We start from the raw sequence: 18,026 nt of genomic DNA, 5'->3' as shown, positions 1-18,026 counted from the left end.
CCTGGCCGCGGTCGCGCTCGTCGTCGGGTGCGGCGACGCGAGCACGCCGGTGCCGCCGCTGCCGCCCGTCGCCCCGTCGGCGGCGGGGGACGAGCCGGTCGGACCGTCCCCGGGTGCCCCGCCGGTGGAGCGTCCGCGGCCGTGGGCCGAACCGGTGCCCGGGTCATCTCCGGCGCAGCCGGTACCCGGCGCACCTCCGGCGGAGCCGGTACCCGGGTCGCCGCCCGTGGGAGGGCTGTCTGAGCCGCCACCCGGGGCGCCGGTCGAGCGGGGAGCGGATCCGCCCGAGGCCGGAGATCCGGCGCCCGGCACCGGCCGGGAGAAGTCAGGCAACACAGACGGCTCAGACGGCACAGAGGGCGCAGGCAGCGCGGACGGGCTCGCCGCCGGACCCCCGGAGCAGGAGCCGGCAGCGGGCGGGCCTCCGTCCGCCGGTGCGGAATCGTCGGCCGGCACGCTCGCCGCACCCGCTCTGACCTCGCCGCTCGCTCCCGAGTCGAGCGGGCTCAGCGGGCCGAGCTTCACGCCGTTCGGCCCGATCCTGGGTGCTCCGTTCACGCTCGGTGCGCCCGCCTACGACATCGGTGTCGTGCCGCTGGGCGGCTCCGGACGGACGACCCTCACCGTCGCCGGTTATCCCGACCACGAGATCGTGATCGTGCGGGTGGAGCTCACGGAGGACGACCCCGGCGAGCGTCTGCAGTTCACCGTCGCCGACGACGGCTGCTCCGGGCAGGCCCTGCCCGCCGGCGCGGAGTGCACGTTCGACGTCGTCTTCCACCCGGACCGGACCGGTCCCGCCGAAGCCGGTCTCCACCTCGATCTCCTCCACGTCTGCACGGCCGAGACCTACTTCCCGTGCGAGCCGGAGCCGGAGACCGGGATCGAGACCGGCCGGAACTTCGAGCGGCAGACCTCCGGCGATCGGACGATCATCATGTGGACCGAGTCCGTCCGCAACGACGACGGCCCGTTCAGCCTGGTCGGGACCGGCGGTGGCTGATCGGGCCGGCCCCGAGCACCCGGCCCGCACCCGGCCGGTGGCGCCGGAGCCGGAGCCGCCCGGCTCGACCTTCCACGGCACGATGCAGGCGGTCGCGGCCGTCGTGGCCCCGGCGAGCCTGCTCACCGCGCTGCTCTACTACTTCGGCTGGATCCGGTCCTACACGCTGTTCTCCTACTTCGGGGTCGACGTCGCGGTGCTCGGGTTCACCACCCAGGACTACCTCCTGCGCAGCGTCGAGCCGCTGTACGGGCCGATCGGGATCGGCCTGCTCGTCGCGCTCGGTGCGGTCGTCCTGCACGGTCACGTGCGGCAGGCCGTGCACCGCTCCGCGGACCGGCGGCTGCTCCGGGCCGGCCGGGTACTCGTCGCGATCGGTCTCGGTGGGCTGTTCGCGGGCATCGTCCACTCGGTGACCGGCGCGGCCGGCCGCGCACCGGTGTTCGCCACGCCGGCGCTGCTCGTCGTTGCCGTCGTACTGACGGCCTACGGCCGGTGGATCGTCCGGCGCTGGCGGGAGCGGTGGGACGGTGCCGTCCCGGAGTCGGCCGCAGCCCGGACGACGGTCGTCGCACTCACCGTCATGCTGCTCGTCGCGTCCTCGTTCTGGCTGGTCACCGAGTATGCCCAGGCGATCGGCCGCGGCCTCGCCGATCACTACGCGAGCCGGCTCGATCAGCGGCCGGGTGTCGTCGTGGTCAGTACCCGCAGGCTCCAGCTGGCCGGCCCCGGTGTCTCGGAGGCGGTGATCGAGGCCGCCGAGCCGGACGGGTTCACCTACCGCTACAGCGGCCTGCGGCTGCTGGTGTTCGCCGACCGGACGTACTACCTGCTCCCCGGCGGGTGGACGCCGGGCGGAACGGCGCCGACGTTCCGGATCCCGGCCGATCTCGCCGGTGCCCGGTTCGAGTTCGTCGCCGGGAGCCCCGGCTGACGGGGGCGGGGGCTCAGTAGGCGCCCCTGCTGCGCAGCACCGCGCCGAACGTCTTCCACAGGATCAGCAGGTCCAGCGCCACCGACCAGTTCTCCACATAGCGCAGATCGAGCCGGATCGACTCCTCCCAGGTGAGCGAGCTGCGCCCGCTGACCTGCCACAGACCGGTCATCCCCGGCCGCACCAGCAGTCGGCGGCGGGCGTCGTCGGCGTATCCGGCGACCTCCCTGGGCAGCGGCGGCCGGGGGCCGACCAGGCTCATCGAGCCGTTGAGCACGTTGAGCAGCTGGGGCAGCTCGTCGAGGGAGTACTTGCGCAGCCACGCGCCGATCGGGGTGACCCGCGGGTCCTGCCGCATCTTGAACAGCGGGCCGGCGCCGTCGTTGCGCTGCGCCAGCTCGGCGAGCCGGGCCTCGGCGTCCGTCACCATCGACCGGAACTTGATCATCCGGAAGGTCCGGCCGTTCGTGCCGACCCGTTCCTGGGCGAAGAACACCGGTCCCCGGTCGTGCAGCTTCACCAGCACCGCGAGTGTCAGGAACACCGGGGCGACCAGGAGCAGCAGCAGGGCGGCCACGAGCTTGTCCGCGGTGTGTTTCACCGCTCGCGCGACACCGGAGAACCGTGGCTCGGACAGGCGCAGCAGGGGCAGGCCGTCCACCGGGGTGATGTGCATGCGCGGACCGGCGATCTCCATCAGGCCCGGGTCCACGGCGAGCTCGGTCCGGCTGCCCTCCAGCTGCCAGGCGAGCCGGTGCAGCCGGGCCGGGCCCCAGCCCGGTGCGCGGCACACCGCGACGACGCCGTGGGTGCCGTCCGTCGCGAGCGACGGCACCGAGTCCAGATCGCCCAGCACGGGCACGTCCTCGATGCTGTGCCCGTCACCGGTCGGGGTGCAGACCCCGGTCACGTTCCAGCCGAAGTACGGGTCCCGGCGGGTGCGCCGGATCAGGTCGGCGACCGCCTCCTCGGACCCGACCGCGAGCACCGGCAGCAGCCCGCGCCCGCGTCCGCGCTGGTGGTGCAGGCACTTGCGCAGCGCGAACCGGGTGCCGAGCATCGCCAGGCCGGTGAGCGGCACCAGCAGGAACACCCATTCCCGCGACGACTGGACCAGCAGCGCCAGCCCGCCGAGGGCGAGCGCGACGTCGGCCAGCACCACCGCCCGTCCCAGCCGGACGAACTCGGCCGATCCCTGGCCCAGCACCCTGCCGTCCCAGGCCCGCAGGATCGGCAGGGCGAGCGCGAGCAGCCCGGCCGCCAGCAGCCCGGTCCACAGCCGTGCCCGGTCGGCGGCCTCCTGGCCGGTGAGGCCGGCGAGCACGCAGACCGTGACGACGACGGCGATCGTCGTCAGGTCGCCCACCGCGACCAGGCGGGAGAAGCGCCGTTGCCAGCGGGCGCCGGGTGCCGGGGGCCGGGGGTGCCGGCGTTGCTCGGGGAGGGCGATTCGCATCCCGCGGGTGCGGGGCACGGTGGCCTCGGGCCCGCGGGATACGTCCGGGAAGGTGCTCACGAGTGGGAAACGGCTCCTTCGGGGCAAATGGGGACCGGACGCCTTTCTCGTCGCTGGGACGTCGCTTGGCGTTACCCCGTCGGGTGATCGCCCGACAACGTTCCGTGCTCGCCCGCCTGCAGCGCCGGACCCGTCGAGCCGCGCGCCCGGCGGCCCGTTCCGGGGGTTCGGCGATGCCGGTGTTTCCGGGCCGGCTTCAGCCCGCGGGCGTCAGCGCGAGCAGGAACTCGACCTCGCCGGTGTCGTCGACCGTCACGACGTCGCCGAAGGCGGGCGGCTCGATGCCGAAGTCGGTGAACGTGATCGGGATCGCGCCGGAGGCGTTGACGGTGTCGCCGTCGCGCGCGGCGGCGAGCGGGAAAGTGACCTCGCGGGTCACGTCCTTCACGGTGAGCGTGCCGGTGGCGGTGACCTCGGCCGGGGTGCCGTCGGCGAACTCCGGGCCGAGATCCAGCGGACCGGTCAGGGTGAACACGGCCGTCGGGTACCGGTCGGTCTCCATGAGGTCGCCGAGGAAGTACTCGTCGCGGCGGCCGTCGTCGCTGGTCACGGTGCTCATGTCGACGGTGACCTCGCCGGAGGTGACCTCGGTCCCGGACAGCTCGACCGGGCCGGAGACCCCGGAGGTGCGGCCGACCGCCTCGACGCGCTGACCGAACAGCAGCTCACCGACGCGGTAGCCGGCCTCGGACCCCGGCCCGACGGTGTAGCTGCCCGCCAGCTCCCCGGCCGCGGTACCGGAGCCCGGGGTGATGGCGAGGGGTGCCGCCGCGTCCGGGGCGATCCAGCGGGCGTAGGCGAACGGGACGGCGACGACCAGCAGCGCGAGCAGCACCCCGGCCCCGACGAGGTAACGGACCTTCCGGCTCATGCTGCTCCTGAGGTGCGTTCTGTCCGGTTTCGGCCGACCGTAGCCGGGGCCCCGTGAGATCGGTGCGTGGTGCGGCCGGCGACGTTCCGTGTCGCAGCGACCACGCTGGGCCGACAGGCTGCGTTGCACCCGTCACGATGTGGAGGCCGGACGCAACCCCGGGACCCCGATGGGCGACGCTGAAGGTATGGACATCCACCCGACCCCGCTCGCCGGATCGGCCCTGATCGACCTCAAGAAGCTGTCCGACGACCGCGGCTTCTTCGCCCGCTCCTTCTGCGAGCAGGAGTTCGTCGACGCCGGGCTGGACCCGACGATCAGCCAGTGCAACCTGTCGTACAACCACGAGGCGGGCACCCTGCGCGGCTTCCACTACCAGCTGGAGCCGAACGCGGAGGTCAAGGTCATCCGCTGCGTCCGCGGCGCGGTCTACGACTTGATCGTCGACCTGCGGCCCGAGTCCGACACCTACCTGCAGTGGTTCGGTGCGGAGCTGTCCCAGGACAACTACCGGGCCATGTACGTGCCGCGGAACTTCGCGCACGCCTACCTGACCCTCACCCCGGACGCGACCACCATCTACCAGGTCTCCACCCCCTACACCCCGGGTGCGGAGCGCGGGCTGCGCTGGAACGACCCGGCGCTGGACGTCGACTGGCCGGTCGAGATCGCGCACATCTCGGACAAGGACGCGAACTGGCCGCTGCTGGCCGACAACGCCGACTTCCCGGCCGTGTCGAGCGGGGCCCGCTGATGCTGATCCTGGACACCGCGCTCGCGAAGCGGGCCGCGGAGAACCGCCCGATCCGGGTCGGCCTGGTCGGCGCCGGCTTCATGGGCCGCGGCCTGGTCAACCAGATCGTCAACTCGACGCCCGGGATGGACGTCGTCGCGATCGCCAACCGGACCGTGCCGACCGCGGTGCGCGCCTACACCGAGGCCGGGCTCAGCCCGGTCGAGGTGTCCACCACCGGCGAGGTCGAGGCCGCGATCGCCCAGGGCACCCCGGCCGTCCTCGGGGACGCGTTCGCGCTGCTCGCCGCCGAGAACATCGACGTGCTCGTCGACGTCACCGGTGCCGTCGAGTTCGGCGCCCGGGTCACCGTCGCCGCGATCGAGCGCGGCCTGCCCGTCGTCACCATGAACGCCGAGCTGGACGGCACCGTCGGACCGCTGCTCGCCGAGAAGGCGCGGCAGGCGGGCGTCGTGCTGACCGGGGCGGACGGCGACCAGCCGGGCGTGCAGGCGAACCTGCTGCGGTTCGTGAAGGGCATCGGCATCACGCCGCTGGTCGCGGGCAACATCAAGGGCCTGCAGGACGAGTACCGCAACCCGACCACGCAGCAGGGCTTCGCCGAGAAGTGGGGGCAGGACCCCTACATGGTCACCAGCTTCGCCGACGGCACCAAGGTGTCGTTCGAGCAGGCGATCGTGGCGAACGCGTTCGGCTTCACCGTCGGCAAGCGCGGGATGTACGGCCGTGACCACGCCGGCCACGTCGACGAGCTGACGAGCGTCTACGACGTCGAGGAGCTGCGCGAGCTGGGCGGCGTCGTCGACTACGTGGTCGGCGCGAAGCCCGGCCCCGGCATCTACGTGCTCGGCACCCACGACGACCCGAAGCAGCAGCACTACCTGAACCTGTACAAGCTCGGCGAGGGCCCGCTGTACAGCTTCTACACCCCGTACCACCTGTGCCACTTCGAGGTCCCGAACACCATCGTGCGGGCCGTCGACTTCGCCGACGCCGCGCTGACCCCGCCGGGGGCGCAGCGGGTCGACGTCGTCGCCACCGCCAAGCGGGACCTGAAGGCCGGGCACACCCTGGACGGGCTGGGCGGCTACGACAGCTACGGCGTCGCCGAGGCGTCGCCGGTGACCCGGTCGGAGAGGCTGCTGCCGATGGGGGTCGCCGAGGGCGGGGTGCTCACCCGGGACGTCGCGAAGGACGAGGTGCTCACCTACGACGACGTGACGCTGCCGCCGGGGCGGCTGATCGACGCGCTGCGGGAGGAGCAGGAGAAGCTGTTCGCGTGACCGGATCGCATCGACGACGGGGCGTGACCGGCCGGCAGGCGCGGCGCGTGCCGACTGTCACGCTTCGTATTCAGTCGATCGACCAGACGAGACCTCTGCTCTGCTCGGCGTCATCACAATTGATGATTGTCGGTTAGTGATCAGAATCCGGGGGCAGCCGGGCTAACGATGCTTGTGTGAGCACCGAGACCCAGGACGTATTTACAGACGTCGGGGGGTGGCGCGCATGCAGACAGACGATCGCGGCGGGCCGTTCGGTCGCCTCGATCCGGCATTCGTCCGTACCCTCCGTGATCTGGGGTGTACTGCGATCGTGGTCGGGCTGCCCGCTCTGCTCGGGTTGCTGCTCACCGACCGGGCCCCGGCTCCGGTACTCACCGTTCTCTTGGCGCTGCTCGCCGCGTCGGCGTGCGCTGCCGCCGCACTACTCATCGTGACAGCCGGCGACGCACGTCTCGCCTGGATCGGATGGGCCCTGGCCTGTTACGGCCTCGTCGCCGTCCCGACCGGTCTGGTCGGCGCAATCGACTTCGTTTCGGGCCCGACGGTCAGCGGGGTGGTCCTGCTCGCACTGACCGTGGGCGTGGGTGCACTCGTGGCGGCCACGACATCCGTGCCGCCGCCGGCCGGAGCGTCGGTGATCGCCGCGGCAGCGGTCGCCGCCGTTCTCGTCGCCCTCGTGGTCCGCCTCGGCGTCATGTTCCCGATGGCCGTGCAGGCGGTCACTGCCTTCCGTCCGCTCGTCCTCGTCGTCGCGGTCGCGCTGGCGGGTATCGGCGTCCTCGTCGCCTCGCGCGCGAGGGACCGAGCCGGGTGGATGATCGGAGCGGGACTCGCGACCGTCGGTGCGGCGCACGTGGTGATGGCGGCCGGACAGGGCGTCCCGTTGCTCGGCGACGGCCTGATCTTCTCCCTGTTGCGTACCGCGGGGGCCGTCGTCATCGCCGTCGGAGCAGCCCTCCTGGTGTGGGGGGCGGTGCGGGGGCTCGACGACCAGCGCGCGGAGCGTGAGGAGGAGCTGCGGCTCGCCGAGATCCGGCTCGCCCGGGCCGCGGAGCGGGACCACGAGCTGCGCAACGGGATCGCCGGGCTGGCCGGAGCCGCCGATCTCCTAGGGACGCAGCAGGATCCACAGTCGGCCCTGCTCGAGACGGTCGTGGTCTCCGAGCTCCGGCGACTCGACGACCTGCTCCGCTCGCCGATCGATGTCCCGCGTCGTCCCGGGCCCGCAGCCTATGCCGTCACTCCTGTGCTCAGAGGCCTCGCCGCGCTGCGCAGGACGTCGGGAATGGACATCGACACCGACGTCGCGCCGGACCTGCGGGCGATCGGCTCGCCGAGCCTGCTCGCCCAGGTGATCACCAATCTGCTGGCGAACGCGGCCCGCCACGCTCCGGGCAGTCCGGTCCTGGTCCGTGGTCTGGTCCGGGAGGACGTGGTGGTCATCGAGGTGAGCGACTCGGGGCCGGGTCTGCCGCCCGGAGCGGAGTCGGAGGTGTTCGACCGGGGAGTGCGTGCGAACAGCGGCACCGGCCTCGGTCTCGGTCTGCACATCTGCCGGGAGTTGCTCGCGGATCAGGGGGGCACGATCTCGATCGGTCCGGCCGACGGGCGTCGTCCCGGCTGCACGGTCACGGTGACGCTGCCTGCTGCGCCGACCACGGTCGCATCGAAGGCTCCGGACTCGGTTGCGGTGGGGAGGTGTATCGCATGACCCTGTCGCCACCGACCGGCCGGCCCGTCGTGGTGATCGACGATCACGAGCTCTTCAGCACGTCGCTCACCTTCACGCTCTGTGCACGCGGGTTCGAGGCCGTCGCGCTGCCCCTCGCGGGGTTGTGGGACGTGTTGCCCACCCTGCCGATCGGCAATATCGGGCTCGTCGTGCTCGATCTCGATCTCGGGGAGGACGCCGACGGGAACCGGATCAACGGAGCGGACCTGGTCGAAGGGCTCCGGCAGCGCGGCTGGACCGTCCTCGTGGTGACCGGCTCCACCGATCCGACGGCGATCGCGGCGGCGATCGCAGCCGGAGCGGTCGGGTCGGTGGCGAAGGCCGGATCGCTCGACGAGCTCGTCCGGACGGTGTCCGCGGTGCTCCGCGGCGAGCAGGTGATGACCGAGCCGGAGCGGCACGAGTGGCTCGAACGGAATCGCCGCCGTGCGGTGCAGGATCACGATCTGGCCACCCGGCTGTCCCGGCTCAGCCCGCGTGAGCAGGAGGTGCTCGCGCTGCTGACCGAAGGAATGCGGGCGTCCGCGATTGCGATGCACTTCGTTGTGAGCATGCCCACGGTGCGGTCTCAGATCAGGTCGATCCTGGTGAAATTGCAGGTGACTTCTCAGCTGGAAGCGGTAGCAATGTTCCACCGCTTTTCCGGCATGTCCCAGAACTCGGTCGAGCGTGTATGACGTGAATAACTTGCCGACGAATGGGGGCGCTGTCCGTGCCGGGCGTGTCACTGAGTTCACGAGTGTCCCCGACGGTGCTCGGCAGAGGTGGCCGGATACCGGCGACGGTGGCCGTCCTGATCGCCGGTACCGGCTTGGTCGCGCTTGCCGTCCACTACCGGGGAGTTGTCGGACCGGGACCGTTCGAGGCAGTTCTCGCGGTCGCACTGCGGGAGTCCCTGGGCGGCTGGACGGGAGCTCTCCGGGCACTCGTCGTGCTCGGCCGTCCGAGCACGGTGATCCTCGCCGCGCTGCTGATGGCGGTGGTCGCGCTGATCGCCGGGCAGCCCAGGATGGCCATCGTCGCGGCGATCGCACCACCCCTGACCGGCGGATTCGTCCTCATCCTCCAGCCGTTGATCAGTCGGACACTGGACGGTCACGTCGCGCTCCCCAGTGGTCACACGGCCGGAGCCACCTCGGTCGCGCTGGTGGCGGCCCTCCTCGCGGTGAGCCTGGCCGGCCGGTATCGCCGATCTGTCGCCGCCATCGCCGGAGTACTTTCCCTGACTGTCGCGGGAACCGTCGCCGTCGCCTTGGTGGCGAATGGTCTGCACTACGTGAGCGACACGGTCGCCGGGTTCCTCGTCGCTGTGACGGTCGTGTTCGCGATGGCTCTCGTCGCCGATGTCCGGGGAGTACATGACCGGGCTGTTACGGGCCGGTATCACCAATCGTGACGATGCTGGCGCCGTCGATGTCCAGCGAGGCTGAGGCCCTCGAGGGCGCATTCTCATCGGTGCACCCGTCGCTTGCGTGCGAAGGTGGACAACCCCGGAATTGCCTGGCTCGAAGCCTTCCGTGTCGGTTATGCCCCAAGGGAGATCGTGAATGTCGGAATCGTCTGCGGAGACGGCCAGCACCAGGATGCGGCCCCCGCTCCTGGACGGAGCGTGGTGGGCACTCGCCGTACCTGTGGCGACCTGGCTCCGCTTCGACGGTGATCTCGCCGGTGTGCAGCCGGCTCCGGTCGTGTGGTTCGCGCTGCTCGCGGTCGCGCTGCACCTGGTGGTCGGGTTGCTCTCGTGGCACTACCGCGGGAACCACGTGATCGGAGCCTTCGACGACGCCGTCGACGTCTGTATTGTCGCCGCCTCGGTCGGGGTGCTGCTGTTCGTGGTCGGGCTCACCGGGCTGATCGAGGTGCCCCGTTCGCTGGCGGTCATCGCCACGCTCGCCGTCGTTCCGCTGATTCTCGGTACCCGCCTGGTGCGTCGTGCGGTCCGGGAGTGGCGGGCCCGTCCCGATGCCGGATCCGCGCAGCGTGTGATCGTCTTCGGTTCGGGCTGGGGAGGTCAGCAGATCGTCCGCTCGATGCTCGGTGACCGTCGCAGTGGCTACCTCCCGGTCGGCTTCCTCGACGACGACCGGTCCGTTCGCAACCGGCGGATCTCCGGTGTCGCGGTTCTGGGGTCGAGAGCGGACCTGGCCCAGGTCGCCGAGGGGACCGGGGCCGAGGTCCTGGTGGTCGCCATCCGGGATCTCGATCTGGTCGTCCTGCGTGAGGTCAGCACGGCGGCGATCGCGGCGGGCCTGCGGGTCAAGGTCGTGCCGGTGCTGACCGATCTGCTGCGGCCGTCGATCGGGTTCGCGGACCTGCGCGACATCGACCTGGCGGACCTCATGGGGCGGCAACCGGTCGACGTCGACATCGCGGCGATCGCTGACTACGTCAAGGGCAAGATTGTCCTGGTGACGGGGGCCGGGGGCTCGATCGGCTCCGAGCTCTGCCGGCAGATCCACCGTTACGACCCCGCCGAGCTCCTGATGCTCGACCGCGACGAGTCGGCCCTGCACGGGCTCCAGCTGTCCCTGCACGGCCACGCCCTGCTGAACACCCCGGACACGATCCTCGCCGACATCAGGGACGCTGCGACGATCACCGGACTGTTCCGGGAGCGCCGCCCCGACGTCGTGTTCCACGCCGCCGCGCTCAAGCACCTCCCGATGCTGGAGCAGTACCCGCACGAGGCGTGGCTCACCAACGTCGTCGGCACCTCGAACGTGCTCGACGCAGCCACGGCGGTCGGTGTCCGCACGTTCGTGAACATCTCGACGGACAAGGCGGCGAACCCGACGAGCGTGCTCGGTGCATCCAAGCGGATCGGTGAGCGGCTGGTCGCGCACGCCGGTGCCGCGGGCGACCGCGACTACCTGTCGGTCCGCTTCGGCAACGTCATCGGTAGCCGGGGATCGGTCCTGACCACGTTCGTCGACCAGATCGGAGCGGGCGGACCGGTCACGGTCACCCACCCGGACATCACCCGGTTCTTCATGACGATCCCGGAGGCGGTCCGGCTGGTCATCCAGGCCGGTGCCATCGGCCGTCCCGGTGAGGTCCTGGTGCTCGACATGGGTAAGCCGATCAAGATCATCGACGTGGCGCGCCAGCTGATGGTGCTCGCCGGACGCCCGGTCCAGATCCTCTACACCGGGCTGCGGGACGGCGAGAAGCTGCACGAGGACCTCTTCGGCGACGGCGAGGCCGACCACCGGCCGATCCACCCCTCGGTGTCGCACGTGTCCGCCCCGCCGCTGGATCCGATCCGGCTCACCGGTCCGGAGCAGGCCGGCCTGGCCGCCGAGCTGATGCACGCGTTGGCGGTCGCAGAACCCGAGATGCTCGACGCCGCGACGGCCGCGATCGCGAGCGTCCTGCCACGCGCACCACGCCAGCTCCGATCGGTGCGTCTGTCGAGTGGTCAGCGATGACGGCCGCGAGCACGAGCGAGCACGCGCTCGCCTCCGACGGTGGCCGCCCCGTGCGGCAGGTCCCGCTGCCGGGCTGGCCGGTGTTCGGCGACGACGACGTCGCCGCGGCGGCAGCCGTACTGCGCTCCGGCCGGGTCAACTACTGGACCGGCGAGCAGGGGCGTGCGTTCGAGCGCGAGTTCGCCGCGTGGGCGCAGGTTCCACACGCCGTCGCCGTGTCGAACGGGACGGTCGCACTCGAGCTCGCGCTGAAGGCGCTCGGGGTGGGCGCGGGCGACGAGGTCGTCGTGCCGTCGGCGACCTTCATCGCGACCGCGAGCGCGGTCGCGGCCTGCGGCGCCCGCCCGGTGGTCGCGGACGTCGACCCCGACTCCCAGGGACTGACCATTGACTCCGTGGCGGCCGTGATCGGTCCGCGGACGGTGGCCGTCGTCGTCGTGCACGTCGGCGGGTTCCCGGCCGATGTCGGGTCGCTCGCGGCGCTGTGCGCATCCCGGAAGCTCGACCTGGTCGAGGACTGCGCCCAGGCACACGGTGCCCGCCGGGCCGGGCGACCGGTCGGGCACCTCGGCCGGATCGCCGCCTGGTCGTTCTGCCAGGACAAGATCATGACCACCGCCGGTGAGGGCGGTGCCATCACGACGGCCGACGCGGGACTGGCCCGTCGGTGCTGGGAGCTGAAGGACCACGGCAAGGGCTTCGCGGCGGTCCACGAGCGGGAGCACGCTCCCGGGTTCCGCTGGCTGCACGAGAGTTTCGGCACCAACGGCCGGATGACCGAGTTGCAGGCGGCGGTCGGGCGGCGCCAGCTGCTGCGGCTCGACGGCTACGTCGCCCGCCGGCGGGCCAACGCGGCCGCACTGCGTGCGGCGCTCGCGGACCAACCGGCGCTGCGGCTGCCCGACGTGCCGGATGACGTCGAGCCCGCCTATTACCGCTTCTACGCACAGGTCAGGCCGGAGCGCCTGCGGACCGGGTGGGATCGGGACCGGGTCGTCGCGGCGATCACGGCGGAAGGCGTGCCGTGCGGACCGGGCGGATGCACCGAGATCTACCGTGAGGTGGCGTTCGACGGTGCGGGGCGTCCGCCGTCGCCGCTGCCCGTCGCACGGTGGCTCGGTTCCACCTCCCTCGTACTACCGGTCCAGCCGACGCTGGAACCGGCAGACGTGGCCGATGTCGCCCGCGCAGCCGTCAAAGTACTGACGGAGGCGACGGCATGACCCGGCGTGCGGTGGACGTCGTGGTCGCCCTCGTGATCCTGCTGCTCGGCCTGCCGTTGATCCTGCTGGTCGCGCTCGTGGTGCTGGTGGGACTCGGGAGGCCGGTCCTCTTCCGGCAGGAACGGTCGGGCCGCGACGGAACCACCTTCACCGTCCTGAAGTTCCGGACGATGCGGCCTCCGGCCGCCGCGGCTGAGAGCGACGGGGCACGGACCTCGCGGCTCGGGTCGGTCCTGCGGGCGATCAGCGTGGACGAACTCCCGCAGCTGTGGAACATCCTGCGCGGCGACATGAGCCTGATCGGGCCCCGGCCGACCCTTCCACAGCAGGTGGCGCGGTACGGGCCGCACGAACGCGGCCGGCTGGCCGTGCGGCCCGGGGTCACCGGCTGGGCCCAGGTGAACGGCCGCAATGCGATCAGCTGGGAGACCCGGATCGAGCTGGACCTCTGGTACATCGCGAACAGGTCGGTGTGGCTCGACCTCAGGATCGTCTGGATGACGTTGGTGCAGATGGTCCGCCCGAGCGGCGTCGTGGGTGACGGCGGAGTGAACCCGGACTACGTCGGGAGCCGGCCCGTCCGCGACATCGTGGTGCCGAGTCCCGCGACCGAGCCGATCCCGCTGCACCCGGTGGAGCGTCGGTGATGGGCGGAATCCGGCACTATGAGCCCGCCGACGCGGCCGAGGTGCTCGCGCTGCACGCGAAGACCATGCCCGCACAGACCCCGGCCGCGGCGGACTACCACGAGGGCCTGTACGGCAAGTCGATGTTCGACAACCCCTGGTCGACCCCCGACCTCCCGTCCCTGGTCTACGAGCACGACGGCGTGCTGGTCGGGTTCCTCGGGGTCGTGGCACGGCCGATGACCTTCGCAGGACGACCGGTCCGGGCCGCCGTGTCGGTGCGTTTCATGGTCGATCCCGCCAGCCGTGCCGGTGCGGTGGCAGCAGCGGCGCTGCACCGGCGGTTCCTCCGGGGCCCGCAGGACCTGTCCCTGATCGAGAACGCCAACGTCGCGGCCCGCCGGGTGTGGGAGGGGACCCCCGGCGTCGTCGTCGTTCCGCTCGGCAGCATCTCGTGGAGCACCACGGGTGGTCCGGGGCCGGACCCGGGTGGGTCCGATCACGCACTGGACACCGCGGCGCTGCTGGAGCGCATCCGGTCCTCGGCCGCGGCGTACGCGCTCGCGCCGGTCTACGACGAGCAGTCGCTGGGCTGGCTGACCGGCTTCCTGGAGGCGGCCGACTACCGGGGCACGCTCCGCTGCCGCGAGGTACTGGACGAGCGGGGCGGAGCCCGCGGCTGGTTCGTCTACCACGCCAATCCGGACGGTTACAACGGTGTGCTGGCACTGCGCGCCGTCCCGGGCGGGGCCCGGCAGACCTTCGCCGGGCTGCTGCGCGACGCACACGTGAGCGGTGCCGCGGAGAGGACGGTAGGCCGACTCGACGCCGACCTGCTCGGTGCCGTGGCCGACCGCGGCGCCACGCTCACCCCGGGCCCGTGGACGTTCGCGTACTCCACCGATCCGCGCATCGCCCAGGCCCTCGTGGCCGGGGACGCCTTCTTCACCCGATTGGACGGCGAGTTCTGTTGAGGCGATCCTCCGCGGAGGCGACGACATGATCGACGACGAGCTGGACCGGCTGCTGGGGCCGTTGGAGCGGTTCGAGACCGTCCGCAGGCGGGTGGCCCGCCTGGGCAACCGGGCGTGCGACCTCTCCTACGCCAACTTCGCCGGCGGCGTCGAGCCGGACGCGCTCGGGGTGCTGCGCCGCGCACTGGACGACGATCGCGCACTCGGGATGCAGTACGCACCGTTCGGCGGGCAGACGCTGGCCCGGCGCGCGGTGGCCGACGACCTCCGCGTGGGCCAGGGCCTGCCGACCACCTACGCCGACGTGATCCTCACCCCCGGTGCGATGGCCGGCCTGCAGCTCGCGCTCCGGGTCGCCGGGGTCGCCGGGGACGAGGTCGTCGTGCCGGTGCCCTGCTGGCTCGACCACCCGCTCTACGTGCAGAGCCTCGGCATGACCGTGCGGCCGGTCCCGATGCGGACGGACGACTTCGCGCTGGATCTGGACGCGATCGGAGCCGCGTTCGGCGAGCGGACGTCCGCCGTCCTGCTCAGCAACCCCAACAATCCCACCGGCACCGTGGTCACCCCACAGCTCGCCGAAGGGCTCCGTGACCTGATCGTCGCCCACGAACGTCGGACCGGCCGGCGGATCACCGTGATCGCCGACGAGACGCACCGGGACTTCTGCCCGGACGGGGTGTTCACCTCGATCGCGTCGACCGTGGCCAGGACCCTGATCGTCTACTCGTTCGGCAAGCGACACTTCATGCAGGGGCAGCGACTGGGCTACGTCGCGGTGTCGCCGGCACATCCGGAGCGCGCCGAGACCGGCGCCGAACTCGTGCGCTGGACAAGGATCACCGGCACGGCGACCCCGACCGCGGTCATGCAGCGCGCGGTACACGGCCTGCTGAAGATCCCGCTGCACACCGAGGCACTGCACCGCGCCCGGGCCCGGCTGCGCGCGGAGCTCGAAGGGCTCGGCTTCACCCTCGTCCCGTCCGAGTCGACGCTGTTCCTCTACCTGCGGACACCGGACGGACTGACGGACGCGGCGTTCGCCGAGCGGCTGGCGTCCGACGGAGTGCTCGTCCTGCCTGCCGAGTGCTTCCACCACGAGGGCTACGTGCGGCTCGCCGTCACCGGCGACGACACCGTTCTCGAACGCGCGGTCCAGGTGTTCCGGCGGCACGCGCCCGCCGACGTCACGACGGGAGCGGTGGCCTGATGCAGGTTCGTGTGGTGGGGCGTCCGGACCCCTCGTTCGGTCTGGTCGACGGGGAGCTGATGCCGGACAGCTCGCTGCGGCCGGGTGCCGACGTCCCCGCGCACGGGGTGGGAACGCTCGCGTCGGCCCGGCGGGACGGCGACGACTGGCGGATCGCCCGCGACCCGCTCGGCCTCAACAAGCTGTTCTGGGCCCGCGACGCACCCGGCTCCATCGTGCTCGCACCCCGGCCGCACCTGCTGCGGGCGGAGGGACTTTCCTTCGACGCCGTGCACGCGGTCCCACGCGGCGCCGTCATCGACATCGGGCCCGACGGGGTGCGGCACACTCTGATGACCGTGCCCCCACACCAGGAGGACGCGGGGCGCCCGCTCGACGAGATCGCCGCGGACATCCGGTTCGCCCTCGACGGCTACCTGGCTGCCGTGGCGTCGGCGGCCCCGGACGCCACCGCGGTCGTCTGCTGCTCCGGAGGACTGGACAGCTCGGGGATCCTCGCGCTCGCGAACCGGCACTTCGGGAGGGTCCTCGGCGTCAGCTTCGACTTCCGGCGGCCCGACGCCCGGCCGAGCGAGGACCGGGTGATCGCCCGGCGACTCTGCGACGACCTGGGGGTCGAGCTGCTCGAGACCGATGTGGATCGGAGCGGCCTGCTCGAGCACCTCGACGTCGTACTGCTGGAGGGCGCCGACTGGCGCGACTTCAACGTGCACGCCGCGCTGGTCAACGCGGTGCTGGCCGAATCGATCGCCGGGGCCGCGGGTGCGAGCCCGCTCGTGCTCACCGGCGACCTGGCCAACGAGTTCCTCGCCGACTACCACGAGGAGCGGTACCGGGGTGAGACGTACTACCGCCTTCCCCGCCTGGGCCCCTCGGCGCTCCGCCGATGGCTGGTCGCCGGCCTCGACAGCACCCACCGGGAGCTGGGGGTATTCGGTGCCTGGGGTCTGCCCGTGGTCCAGCCCTACGCGGCGGCCACCCAGCACTACCTCAGCCTGCCCGGGAGCTTCCTCGCCCGGGACGACGCCAAGCAGCAGCTCTGCCGTGAAGTGTTCCGCGACCTTCTGCCCGGCTACGTGCTGACCAGGCAGAAGACCAGGGCGCAGGTCGGTGACCCGGACATCGGTGGCGGTGTCCTGGCCGCCTGCATCGACCAGGGAATCGACCAGGCCTCACTGCGGCACCGCTTCGCCGAGCTGCACAAGCTCGACCGGCTCGCCGACCTCGACCACTTCATCCGCGCCGGGCGCTACCGCTCCGCCGTCCCCGAGGAGAACGCATGACCGTCGAACAGATCACCGCGGAGATCGAGCAGTTCGTCTGCGAGTCCTTCGCGATCCGCGCGGACGACCCGGGCTTCCACCGGGACGTCGACGTCTTCGAGGCCGGGTACGTCGACTCGGTCGGTCTCGTCGAGATCCTTGCGTTCGTCGACAGCCGATTCGCGGTCGAGATCGCCGAGGACGATCTGCTTTCCGAAGAGTTCTCGACGCTGTCCGGGATGGGTCGGATCGTGCACCGGACCCGGGCCGGGCTAACGGCAGGACCCGCACCGGCGAGTACACGAGCATGATCCGCCAGGAACGGGACGGCTGAGAGTCTTCATGAGATCACGGGTTGTGCCGATATCCGACGTGGACCTGGACGAGGTCGCGAGCTTCCTGAACCGGCACATGGATCGTCATGTGCCACAGGCAGCGTGGCGGCAGTCGTTCCATGTCGGTCGGCGGTTCTCGCCGCCGAACCACGGAATGATGTTGCTCGCCGGTGACGAACTCGTCGGGGTTCACGCGGCCTACTACTCGGAGCGGGACTTCGGAGACGGCCGGGTCGAGAAGATGTGCAATCTCGGGTCCTGGTTCGTGCAGCCCGCACAACGGGTTCAGGGGGTCCGTCTGCTCAAGGCGCTGCTGGATCAGCCCGGATACCATTTCACCGATCTGACGCCCACCGGGAACGTCGTACCGATCAACCGGCGACTGGGCTTCACGTTCCTGGACAGCCGGTCCGTTCTGGTCCCCACGGTGCCGTGGGGCCGGAAGCGGGGGACGATCACCGCCGACCCGGATCAGCTCGCGGACGGCCTGCCGGAACCCGAACGCCGCATTCATGACGACCATCGCCGGGCTCCTGCGGCACGGCAGATCCTGCTCCGGAACGACCGTGGCTCCTGCCACGTCGTCTTCCGGGTCGACCGGAGGACCTCGCCGACCGGGCTGGTCGCGTCCGTGCTGCACGTCGGCGACCGCACTGTCTTCCGGTCGATGCTGCTGCCTTTCCTCGGGCACCTGCTGCTCCGGCACGGTGTCGTCGCGATGCTCGCCGAGATCAGGGTGATCGGTTACCGGCCGCCCGGCTCGATCCTGCTCCGCAACTTCCGGCGCAAGATGTACCGGAGCCGCACACTGCGGCCGAGCGAGATCGACTACCTGTACTCCGAGCTCGTCGCGGTGCCGTGGTGACGGCCCC

At 71.5% G+C, this 18,026-nt stretch carries 17 protein-coding genes; 15 read left to right on the top strand and 2 right to left on the bottom strand.

The window, feature by feature from the left end:
* Nucleotides 1-226: 226 nt before the first annotated feature.
* On the top strand, nucleotides 227-1,003 hold the full coding sequence (locus ABD160_RS07525; RefSeq protein WP_344019801.1) for a hypothetical protein: 777 nt from the start codon (nucleotides 227-229) through the stop codon (nucleotides 1,001-1,003).
* Nucleotides 996-1,937 carry a hypothetical protein gene (locus ABD160_RS07520; RefSeq protein ID WP_344019799.1) on the top strand — a complete coding sequence of 314 codons (942 nt, stop codon included), beginning with the start codon at nucleotides 996-998 and terminating at the stop codon, nucleotides 1,935-1,937. The genes ABD160_RS07525 and ABD160_RS07520 overlap by 8 nt, the downstream gene beginning before the upstream one ends.
* A 13-nt stretch (nucleotides 1,938-1,950) precedes the next feature.
* Here ABD160_RS07520 and ABD160_RS07515 read toward each other — a convergent pair whose 3' ends face one another.
* Both ABD160_RS07515 and ABD160_RS07510 read right to left on the bottom strand, forming a co-directional pair.
* The gene (locus ABD160_RS07515; protein ID WP_344019797.1) at nucleotides 1,951-3,453 is read right to left on the bottom strand and encodes a sugar transferase; all 1,503 of its coding nucleotides are present in this window, start codon (nucleotides 3,451-3,453) and stop codon (nucleotides 1,951-1,953) included.
* Nucleotides 3,454-3,649: 196 nt separating this feature from the next.
* A complete protein-coding gene (locus ABD160_RS07510) occupies nucleotides 3,650-4,324 on the bottom strand; it encodes a YceI family protein (RefSeq protein ID WP_344019795.1) in 675 nt (224 codons plus the stop codon).
* A 187-nt stretch (nucleotides 4,325-4,511) separates the two neighbouring features.
* On the opposite strand from ABD160_RS07510, the gene rfbC reads away from it, so the two are divergent.
* From rfbC to ABD160_RS07445, 13 genes are all read left to right on the top strand, one after another.
* Nucleotides 4,512-5,078, top strand: a complete 567-nt coding sequence (rfbC, locus tag ABD160_RS07505) for a dTDP-4-dehydrorhamnose 3,5-epimerase (RefSeq protein ID WP_344019793.1) — start codon at nucleotides 4,512-4,514, stop codon at nucleotides 5,076-5,078.
* Nucleotides 5,078-6,361 (top strand): NAD(P)H-dependent oxidoreductase, encoded by a 1,284-nt coding sequence (locus ABD160_RS07500; protein WP_344019791.1) that lies wholly within the window; start codon nucleotides 5,078-5,080, stop codon nucleotides 6,359-6,361. The genes rfbC and ABD160_RS07500 overlap by 1 nt, the downstream gene beginning before the upstream one ends.
* A gap of 226 nt (nucleotides 6,362-6,587) precedes the next feature.
* Nucleotides 6,588-8,075 (top strand): sensor histidine kinase, encoded by a 1,488-nt coding sequence (locus ABD160_RS07495; RefSeq protein WP_344019789.1) that lies wholly within the window; start codon nucleotides 6,588-6,590, stop codon nucleotides 8,073-8,075.
* Complete coding sequence (locus tag ABD160_RS07490; RefSeq protein WP_344019787.1) at nucleotides 8,072-8,773, top strand: LuxR C-terminal-related transcriptional regulator; 702 nt, start codon at nucleotides 8,072-8,074, stop codon at nucleotides 8,771-8,773. The genes ABD160_RS07495 and ABD160_RS07490 overlap by 4 nt, the downstream gene beginning before the upstream one ends.
* Nucleotides 8,774-8,880: 107 nt before the next feature.
* Nucleotides 8,881-9,492, top strand: a complete 612-nt coding sequence (locus tag ABD160_RS07485; protein ID WP_344019785.1) for a phosphatase PAP2 family protein — start codon at nucleotides 8,881-8,883, stop codon at nucleotides 9,490-9,492.
* Nucleotides 9,493-9,643: 151 nt separating this feature from the next.
* A complete protein-coding gene (locus ABD160_RS07480) occupies nucleotides 9,644-11,524 on the top strand; it encodes a polysaccharide biosynthesis protein (protein ID WP_344019783.1) in 1,881 nt (626 codons plus the stop codon).
* Nucleotides 11,521-12,747 carry a DegT/DnrJ/EryC1/StrS family aminotransferase gene (locus ABD160_RS07475; RefSeq protein ID WP_344019781.1) on the top strand — a complete coding sequence of 409 codons (1,227 nt, stop codon included), beginning with the start codon at nucleotides 11,521-11,523 and terminating at the stop codon, nucleotides 12,745-12,747. The genes ABD160_RS07480 and ABD160_RS07475 overlap by 4 nt, the downstream gene beginning before the upstream one ends.
* Nucleotides 12,744-13,394: a sugar transferase gene (locus ABD160_RS07470; protein ID WP_344019779.1), complete on the top strand. Its 651-nt coding sequence runs from the start codon at nucleotides 12,744-12,746 to the stop codon at nucleotides 13,392-13,394. The genes ABD160_RS07475 and ABD160_RS07470 overlap by 4 nt, the downstream gene beginning before the upstream one ends.
* Nucleotides 13,394-14,347, top strand: coding sequence for a hypothetical protein (locus ABD160_RS07465; RefSeq protein WP_344019777.1), 954 nt, complete (start codon nucleotides 13,394-13,396; stop codon nucleotides 14,345-14,347). Before ABD160_RS07470 ends, ABD160_RS07465 begins: the two co-directional genes overlap by 1 nt.
* A 25-nt stretch (nucleotides 14,348-14,372) precedes the next feature.
* Entirely contained in the window at nucleotides 14,373-15,557 is a 1,185-nt protein-coding gene (locus ABD160_RS07460; protein ID WP_344019775.1) for an aminotransferase class I/II-fold pyridoxal phosphate-dependent enzyme, read from the top strand.
* Nucleotides 15,557-16,840: an asparagine synthase C-terminal domain-containing protein gene (locus ABD160_RS07455; RefSeq protein ID WP_344019773.1), complete on the top strand. Its 1,284-nt coding sequence runs from the start codon at nucleotides 15,557-15,559 to the stop codon at nucleotides 16,838-16,840. Before ABD160_RS07460 ends, ABD160_RS07455 begins: the two co-directional genes overlap by 1 nt.
* Entirely contained in the window at nucleotides 16,837-17,130 is a 294-nt protein-coding gene (locus ABD160_RS07450) for an acyl carrier protein (RefSeq protein WP_344019771.1), read from the top strand. Before ABD160_RS07455 ends, ABD160_RS07450 begins: the two co-directional genes overlap by 4 nt.
* A gap of 61 nt (nucleotides 17,131-17,191) precedes the next feature.
* The gene (locus tag ABD160_RS07445; RefSeq protein WP_344019769.1) at nucleotides 17,192-18,019 is read left to right on the top strand and encodes a hypothetical protein; all 828 of its coding nucleotides are present in this window, start codon (nucleotides 17,192-17,194) and stop codon (nucleotides 18,017-18,019) included.
* The last annotated feature ends 7 nt before the right edge of the window (nucleotides 18,020-18,026 follow it).

This window comes from Pseudonocardia kongjuensis, from assembly GCF_039526905.1.
Classification (GTDB): Bacteria; Actinomycetota; Actinomycetes; order Mycobacteriales; family Pseudonocardiaceae; genus Pseudonocardia; species Pseudonocardia kongjuensis.
This window is presented reverse-complemented; position numbering and strand designations above follow the sequence as displayed.